The organism is Mycobacterium sp. (assembly GCF_049278535.1).
Taxonomy (GTDB): Bacteria; Actinomycetota; Actinomycetes; order Mycobacteriales; family Mycobacteriaceae; genus Mycobacterium.
Genome location: NZ_JBAPMI010000122.1, coordinates 1 through 8,683 on the forward strand (window position 1 = coordinate 1; position 8,683 = coordinate 8,683).

The window sequence follows — 8,683 nt, forward strand, 5'->3', positions numbered from 1 at the left end:
GACGAGCACGTCGCGGCCGCTGCGCTCGCCGACGCGGGCGGTCACGCCAAGACCGCGATCGTCGTTCTGCTCGCCGGCGTCGACGCGGCCGAGGCCGCCGTCCGGCTCGACCGGGCTCGGGGACACGTGCGCGACGCGCTCGGTAGGACATGAGGGTCATCGGGTTGATGTCGGGGACGTCGATGGACGGCCTCGACGCGGTGGTGGCGGGGCTCGAGTGGGACGGCGGGGCGGTCGTGATGTCGCCGCTGCGTCATATCGAGCGGCCGTGGCCGGACGAGGTGCGCGCGCGGCTGCATGCCTCGCTGGGCCCGACGACGGCGGGCGAGCTGTGTGAGCTCGACCAGCTGATCGGGCAGGCGTCGGCGGAGCTCGCCGCCGAGCTACTGCCGGCCGAACTCGTCGTCAGCCACGGGCAGACGGTCCACCACTGGGTGCAGGACGCCGAGGCGAAGGGGACGTTGCAGCTCGGGCAGCCCGCGTGGATCGTCGAGGCGACCGGGCTGCCGGTCATCTCCGACGTCCGCGCGCGCGACATCGCCGCCGGCGGCCACGGCGCCCCGCTCGCCGCGATCCTCGACGACCTGTGGCTGCGGGGCGAGCACACCCGTGCGGCGCTCAACCTCGGCGGGATCGCGAACGTGACGATCGTCCGAAATGGCTGTGCGCCAATCGCATTCGACACCGGCCCGGCCAATTGCCTGCTCGACGAGGCGGCGCGCCGCACAACCGGCCGGCCGAGCGACGAGGACGGCCGGCTCGCCGCCAGCGGCGCGCCGGACGCGGCGCTTCTCGAAGGGATGCTCGAGGACCCCTTCTACACGCTTGCGCCGCCGAAATCGACCGGCCGCGAATACTTTCACCTAGGCGACCTGCCCGATCTCGCGCCCGAGGACCTGCTGGCGACGCTGACCGAGCTGACCGCGGTCACCGTCGCCGACGCGCTCGCGCCGTACGCGCCCGTCGAGGTCGTCGCATCCGGAGGCGGCGTTCGCAACCCTGCACTGCTCGCCGCGCTCGAGTGCCGCCTTCCGCTCACCGTCAGCGACGAGCACGGCCTGCCCGCCCAGGCCAAGGAGGCCTACCTGATGGCGTTGATCGGCTTCCTCGCCTGGTACCAGGTGCCGCTACTCACCGGACCGCACGTGCTCGGACGCATCTCGCCCGGCGACGCGCCGCTCGCGCTCCCACCGCCGGCCGGCCCGCCCACCGGCCTGCTCATCCGAACGGCGTGAGCCGATCGCCAGACTTCGTTGACCAGCGGTGAAACGATGCTGACGTGGACGATGGCAGCGGACTGACCGCGCCGGAGTTGGTCTGCGGCTCCTGCGGCGTGCAGTCCAGCCCGCCGGCGAGGTTCTGCAGCGCATGCGGCGCGAACCTCGCGCGCGCCCCCCAGTCGGCCGAGTACAAGCAAGCCACGGTGCTGTTCGCCGATGTTGTGCATTCGATGGACATCGCCGCGACGGTCGGTACCGAGCGGTTACGCGAGATCATGTCCGAGCTGCTGGACCGTTCGACAGCTGTCGTGGAGCGTTACGGCGGCACGGTCGACAAGTTCACCGGTGACGGACTCATGGCGATCTTTGGCGCGCCGACCACTTTGGAAGACCACGCCTTCCGGGCATGCCTTGCGGCTTTGGACATCCAGCACGGACTGACCAACCTGTCGGAAGACGTCAACAGCCGCGACGGCATCGCATTGCAGCTGCGGATCGGGCTGAACTCTGGCCAGGTCATCGCTGGCGAAATCGGCTCTAGCAGTGCGAGTTACACCGCCATTGGTGAACAGGTCGGCGTGGCCCAGCGGATGGAGTCCGTTGCTCCGCCTGGTGGGGTGATGCTGAGCGATTCGACAGCCAAGTTGGTGGGGAACAGCGTCGTCCTGAGCGAGCCCGAAGAAGTCCTCGTCAAAGGTGGCAAAACGCTGATCGCCAGACAGCTAATGGCCATCGGCGAGCATCAGCCACCTCGCAGCACCGAATCGAAACTGGTCGGGCGCACATGGGAATTCACGACGATCAGCGGCATCCTCGAAGAGGCGCTCGCCGGCACGGGCAGTGTCGTCAACATTGTGGGACCGGCGGGCATCGGCAAAAGCAGATTGGTCCGTGAGACTGCCACGCTTGCGAGCGGTCGCGGCGTGCCGGTGTTCGGCACCTACTGCGAATCGCATGCCAGCGACATCCCTTTTCGCGTGGTAGCCCGGATGCTGCGCGCCGCAATGGAAGTCGACGGACTCGGCGCCGACACCGCGCGTATGCACATACGTGATCGGTTTCCCTGGGCGGACCCCGAAGACCTGCTGCTGCTCGACGACCTGCTGGGAATCCCTGATGCGGACACGACGCTGCCGGAGATCGCCCCCGACGCCCGGCGGCGACGGTTGACCGCGTTGGTCAATGCCGGAGCACTGGACCGGCCGGAGGCGGCGGTCTACGTCATCGAAGATGCGCACTGGATCGACGAAATCAGCGAGTCCATGCTGGCCGAGTTCATGGCGGTCACGCCCCAAATCCCGTCGTTGGTAATGATCACCTACCGCCCGGAATACCATGGCGCGCTTAGCCGCATCCCCGGCGCTCAGACAATTGCATTGCGACCGTTGAGCGATACCCACACGCAGACGTTAACGGCTGAGCTCCTCGGCGCTGGCTCGTCGACAGGCGACTTGACGGCACAAATCTCCGGTCGCGCTGCCGGAAACCCGTTCTTTGTCGAGGAAATCGTGCGCGATCTTGCTGAACGAGGGTTACTGCGAGGACAGCCCGGTGCTTACCGACCGAGCGGTGACGTTGCGGATGTCGATGTACCGGCCACGCTGCAAGCCGCCATCGGCGCGCGCATCGATCGACTTGGGACGTCGGCGAAACAGACGCTGAATGCCGCGGCGGTCATCGGCGCGCGGTTCGACACCGATCTGCTGACCACCCTGACTCCCGACGTGGAGGTGGCGCCGCTTATCCAGGCGGACCTTGTCACTCAGGTGAGGTTCGCACCGCACGTTGAGTATGCGTTTCGCCATCCGCTGATCCGCACGGTTGCCTACGAATCTCAGCTCAAATCCGTTCGCGCACAATCGCATCGTCAGCTAGCAGGGGCCATCGAGGCGCGTGGTTCGGCGGACGAGAACGCGGCGCTGATCGCCGAACACCTTGAGTCAGCGGGAGACTTGCATGCGGCCTTCGACTGGCACATGCGCGCCGGGACCTGGTCCGCTTTTCGCGACATGCGCGCGGCGCAGACGAGTTGGCGGCGGGCTCGGCAGGTCGCTGATCGGCTACCTCACGACGACCCCGATCGCATGACCAGGGCCATCGCGCCCCGCACACTTCTGTGTGCGAATGCATACCGGACGGGCGGCAGCGGCGCCGATCCCGGCTTTGAGGAGCTGCGTGAGTTGTGTACCGCCGCACGTGATCGGCGATCCCTCGCTGTTGGGCTGTCGGGCCATGTGACGTGGCAGGACATGAAAGCGCACCGCCATGAGGCATCGCAACTCGCCGATGAACTCGTACAACTGACGGAGGAAATTGGCGATCCAACGTTGACGGTCGCGCTGTCTTTTGCCGCAATGATTGCCAAACACGAAGTTGAGAAAATGGCCGACGTGCTCCGGTTAGCCCAGCGCGTCATCGACCGCGCCGAAGGTGATCCCGCGAAAGGCAAGCTGGTCTTCGAATCTCCCTTGACGCAGGCCATCACGATGCGCGGTTTCGCCCGATGGTGCCTGGGCATCGCCGGCTGGAAGGAGGACTTCGACGATGCGATCACGACGACAAGTGCGACCATGACCGACGCAGCGACGCTTGGCGGCGTCATGTGGTTCACGTATGTCCCGGCGATCATGTACGGGGTGCTGCTGCCCGATGAGGCAGCTTTGCACGATTCCGCGGAATACCTGTCCATTGCAGAACAATCAGGCGACGACCTCGCCGTTGACTTGGCCCGAACTATTCATGGCATCGTCCTGGCATATCGGGGTGGCCCGGCGCGCCAACGCGGCTTCGAGTTACTCATCACAGAGCGAGAACGGTGCGCGAACAACCAGTTCGCCTTGACCAATCTGCCAATACTTGACGTACACCTGGCACGAGAGAAGGCGCGGACCGGCGATATCAGCGGCGCCATCGAATTGGCTCGCGCGGTCGTCGAGGATTTGTTCGACGCCGGTCAGTGCATGTGGACCGGGCTGGCCATCGGTGTTCTGGTGGAGGCACTGCTGCAACGCGGCGGTCAGGGTGACCTCGACGAGGCCGAGAGTGTCATAGGTCAATTCGCCTCTGTGCCAACAGATCCTGGATTCGTGGTGCACGAGATAACGCTGCTGCGACTGCGGGCGCTGCTGGCCCACGCCCGTGGAGAAGAGGCCACCTACCGCGACTTTCGTGACCGCTACCGCGCCATGGCGACATCGTTGGGCTTCGAGGGCCACATGAAGTGGGCCGAAGCGATGCCATGACTCAAGAAAGCGATAACCGCCCTGGCGATCTTCAGCGCCAGCTGATACGGCTCGGGCTCGTTGCGGTTGGTCAGCACGACCACCGTCATGTGCCGCTTCGGGTCGCGCGCGATCACACGAGCCTCCTACGTCACTCCGAGGCGGGGCCACTGGATTTTCGTTTCGACACCACATGCGATATCACCAGAGCCGGTGATATCGCCGGCGTATCGCATTCCGAAAAGAGTCGGCCGACCAGCACCCCGAGCAGCGCGGCCAGCCGAGCGAACATGCATCAAAGGTAGTGGTTACGCCCCTGTTTGCGCCTCGATCGGGGCTGCGACGAGACTGATCCTCATGCAGATCCCCTTCGCCGACGCGTTGCTCAGCCGCCTGGGCCGCCGCGAGGCCGGGCTCGAACTCATCGAGCAGATCGAGGACGAGGCCGTCGAATCCGTCGACGCGCCCGATCTGCTGTCCGCCGAGCCGGCCCTGCTGCTGCAGCGGATGGAAAACCGGCTGATCCGCCACCACCTCGCCGAGCCGGACGTGTTGAGCGCCGAACAGCTGCGCAAGCTGCGCTACATCCTGAACTTCGCCAGGCTCGCCGACTTCGAGCCGGGCGCCGCGGGCCCGGGCGGGGCCCGCGGCCGCGGCGATGTTTCGGTCGGCGCCGAAATCGCGCCGTGGCGGTCCCGCGTAGCCGACGCGTTGTACGGACCGCTGCGCGAGGAGCCGGATCCGGTCACGGCCCTGCAAACGGCACGAGACGCGTTGGAAGGTCTGGCCGCCGACCAGGACGACCAACGGCAAGTGCTCATCGAGCGGCACGGAAACGACTTCTCCGCAACGGAATTGGACGCCGAAGCCGGATACAAGAAACTCGTCACGGCCCTCGGCGGTGGTGGCGGTGCAGGTTTCGTCTACATCGGCGGCATGCAGCGACTGCTGGAGGCCGGCCAGCTGCCCGACTACATGATCGGCGCATCGATTGGGTCGATTCTGGGCAGCCTGGTGAGTCGTGAGTTGCCGGTGCCGATCGAGGAGTACGTCGCCTGGGCGAAAACGGTGTCCTACCGCGCCATCCTCGGACCCGAGCGGCTGCGCCGCCGCCACGGCCTGGCCGGGATGTTCGCGTTGCGCTTCGACCAGTTCGCCGGCGCCATGCTCAGCCGCGAAGATGGCCAACGAATGCGCATGTCGGACTTGGCGATTCCGTTCGACGTGGTGGTCGCCGGAGTGCGCAGGCAACCGTATACGGCGCTGCCGTCGCGGTTCCGCCGTCCGGCACTGGCGGCACTGCAGATGCGCTCGGTTCCGTTTCGCCCGATCGGCGTCGGCCCGGTGGTGGGCGCCCGGATGTGGCAAGTGGCCGCCTTCATCGACCTGCGGGTCGTCAAGCCCATCATCGTCAGCGATGACGCCCCCGAGCGCGACTTCGACGTCGTCGATGCCGCATCGTTCTCCGCGGCCATTCCCGGTGTGCTGCACCATGAAACGACCGACCCCCGGATGATCCCCATCCTCGACGATCTCTTCGAAGAGGAAGACATCGCGGCCCTCGTCGACGGAGGCACGGCCAGCAACGTCCCGATCGAAATGGCGTGGAAGCGGGTCCGCGACGGCAGGCTCGGCACCCGTAACGCCTGCTATCTGGCATTCGATTGCTTTCACCCGCAATGGGATCCGCGCAACCTCTGGCTGGTGCCGATCACCCAGGCGATCCAGCTGCAGATGGTGCGCAACCTGCCCTATGCCGACCATCTCGTCCGGTTCGGGCCGACCCTGTCGCCGGTGAATCTGGCTCCATCGGCCGCATCCATCGACCGCGCGAGCCGATGGGGGCGCGAAAGCGTCGAGAAGGCGATCCCGGTGACGACGGCGCTGTTGGAGCCGACGTGGTGGGAAGGCGATAGCCCGCCGGTCGTCAAGCCGAAGACACCGCCGAAGTCGGTCGCGTCGCCGATGAGCGCGGTGATGGCCGCAATCCAGCTGCCGACGAGCCGGTTGGCCCAGTTGCGCGACCGCTACCTGACGTGATGTCCGCTAAGGGGAACACATGACCACACCACCGCTACCGGTTTGGTATCCGGGCCGCAGTGGCGTACCCGGCATTGCCGTGGCATCGCTGCAGCCGCAAGATGATCCGTTCTACGCCTACACCGGCTCCACGCCGCTGGACAACATCGCACCGGGAACGGTGTTGAACACTCGCCGCTTTCACTACCACCTGTTCGGCTTCCCGACCTTGCTCGAGACCACCCAGCTGCTCTACCGGTCGACCAGCCAGACCGGCAAGCCGACGATTAATGTCACCTCGATCATCAAGCCTCCGTTCCAGTTCGACGCGACGAAGGTGATCTCGTATCAGTCCGCCTACGACTCGCTCAACCGCAACGACGAACCGTCCTACGCGATTTGGGGTGGACTCAGACTCGGCGGCGTCATCCCCAACGTAGAAGCGCTGGTCTTCGGCCCGCTCCTCGCCGAGGGGTACACGGTGATCGTTCCTGACACCGAGGGCCAGCGGGCCGACTTCGCCGCGGGGCCCGAGTACGGCATGAACACGCTCAATTCGATCCGCGCCGCGGTCCATTCGGCGACCATCCCGAACGACGCGAAGGTGGCGATGCTCGGATACTCCGGCGGCGCGATCGCCACCGAGTGGGCTGCCGAGCTTGCGCCCAGCTACGCACCCGACGCCAACCAGCACCTGATCGGCGCGGCGATAGGTGGCGTGCTGGTCCACCCGGCGCACAATTTGCACTACGTCGAGGGGACCGGGTTCTGGGCCGGCGTCATGGCGATGGCACTCGTCGGGATCGCGCGCGCATTCGAGATCGAGACCGAGCTGGCGCATTACTTGAGTCCCAACGGCGCGAGGATCTTTCACGAGATGCAAACCGCGTCGATCGTCAACGTGCTGGGTCAGTATCCCGGTCTGGCGTGGAGAGATCTGGTCAGCCCCGATTACCCGACTCCGGAGCACCTGTCGCTCTACGTCCGCTGCGCTAACAAGCTGATCATGGGGACTGGCGGTACGCCGACAATCCCGCTGTTCATCGGTCAGGGTGCCCACGGTGAGCTCGAGGGCACCCCGGGCAACAAGAAGGACATCGGCGCCGGCGACGGCGTGATGATTGCCGGCGATGTGCGCACGCTCGCTCGCCATTACTGCGCCAAGGGCGCAACCGTGTACTACGAGGAGTACGCCGGGCTCAGCCACATCTGGAGCGTCCCCATCTGGCTGCACGGCGCGACCGCGTGGATCAGACAGCGTTTCGCCGGCCTGCCGGCTCCGCAGAACTGTTCGTCAATCCGGGAGGGCAATTCACTCGCGCCCATTTCGGTTCCGCCCCCGCCCAGCTCTGCTACCTGAAGCCGTTCACCGATCATCTCGTCCCGTCGATCGGGCTACGCTGGCACAGGTACGCAGCGACAATGGCTCCCTTTTATCCCGGTCCGGTCTACGAGGCCTGGCCAGAAAGGCATCTGCGCGAACAGCCATCGCTGTTGGAATCGCCGTGCTGATGCTCGCGGTAGCGGCCTCGGCCCGGTACACAATGAGTCGCGAGAGAATGCCCGCAGTGAGCCGCGAGGGAATGCCAACTCCCACAACCGAATTCGCAACTGTCTCACAGCTTATGAACGACGCGATCGCGGCACAGAAGCTGCCAGGTGGTGTGGTCGTGATCGGGCATGGCGGCAGGATCGCCTTCGAGCGGGCCTATGGGTCGCGCAAGCTCGCCGGCGAACCGGGTCTGGGCGGCTCACCCGCAGCCGCCGAGCCGATGACCGAAGAGACAATTTTCGATATCGCCTCGTTGACGAAGCCTCTGGCAACAGCAACTGCCGTGATGCAGCTCTATGAACAAGGCATGGTGCAGTTCGACGATCCCGTGCAGAAATATCTGCCCGAGTTCAATACGGAGAACGATCCTCGGCGTGCACAGGTCACGGTCCGCCTGTTGCTGACGCACACTTCTGGCGAACCGATAGACGTCAACCTCGGAGATCCATGGGGACTGGAGGCGGCCGACAAAGCAGAAGGCGTTCATCGTGCGCTCACCACGCCGCTACAGTCAGCCCCCAGTGAGGAATTCCGCTACTCCGACATCAACTACATCCTGCTCGGCGCGCTGATCGAAAGACTGACCGGCGAACCAGAAGACGAATATGTTCAGCGGAACATCTTTGCCCCGCTTGGCATGCACGACACCCGCTACCTTCCACCTGCCAAAG

Annotated in this window: 6 protein-coding genes; 5 read left to right on the forward strand and 1 reads right to left on the reverse strand. The window is 65.5% G+C overall.

What is annotated here, in order from left to right; genetic code table 11:
- Positions 1-149: 149 nt before the first annotated feature.
- Positions 150-1,235 carry an anhydro-N-acetylmuramic acid kinase gene (locus WAO18_RS07775; RefSeq protein ID WP_422205254.1) on the forward strand — a complete coding sequence of 362 codons (1,086 nt, stop codon included), beginning with the start codon at positions 150-152 and terminating at the stop codon, positions 1,233-1,235.
- Positions 1,236-1,279: 44 nt separating this feature from the next.
- Positions 1,280-4,462, forward strand: coding sequence for an ATP-binding protein (locus WAO18_RS07780; RefSeq protein ID WP_422205256.1), 3,183 nt, complete (start codon positions 1,280-1,282; stop codon positions 4,460-4,462).
- A gap of 130 nt (positions 4,463-4,592) precedes the next feature.
- Here the strand turns inward: WAO18_RS07780 and WAO18_RS07785 are convergent, their stop codons facing one another.
- The gene (locus WAO18_RS07785; RefSeq protein ID WP_422205258.1) at positions 4,593-4,733 is read right to left on the reverse strand and encodes a hypothetical protein; all 141 of its coding nucleotides are present in this window, start codon (positions 4,731-4,733) and stop codon (positions 4,593-4,595) included.
- Positions 4,734-4,798: 65 nt separating this feature from the next.
- On the opposite strand from WAO18_RS07785, the gene WAO18_RS07790 reads away from it, so the two are divergent.
- From WAO18_RS07790 to WAO18_RS07800, 3 genes are all read left to right on the forward strand, one after another.
- The gene (locus WAO18_RS07790; protein ID WP_422205260.1) at positions 4,799-6,481 is read left to right on the forward strand and encodes a patatin-like phospholipase family protein; all 1,683 of its coding nucleotides are present in this window, start codon (positions 4,799-4,801) and stop codon (positions 6,479-6,481) included.
- Between the two features lie 19 nt (positions 6,482-6,500).
- A complete protein-coding gene (locus WAO18_RS07795; protein WP_422205262.1) occupies positions 6,501-7,820 on the forward strand; it encodes a lipase family protein in 1,320 nt (439 codons plus the stop codon).
- A gap of 199 nt (positions 7,821-8,019) precedes the next feature.
- Positions 8,020-8,683, forward strand: a 664-nt coding sequence (locus WAO18_RS07800) for a serine hydrolase domain-containing protein (protein ID WP_422205263.1), incomplete at its 3' end; no start/stop codon positions are given.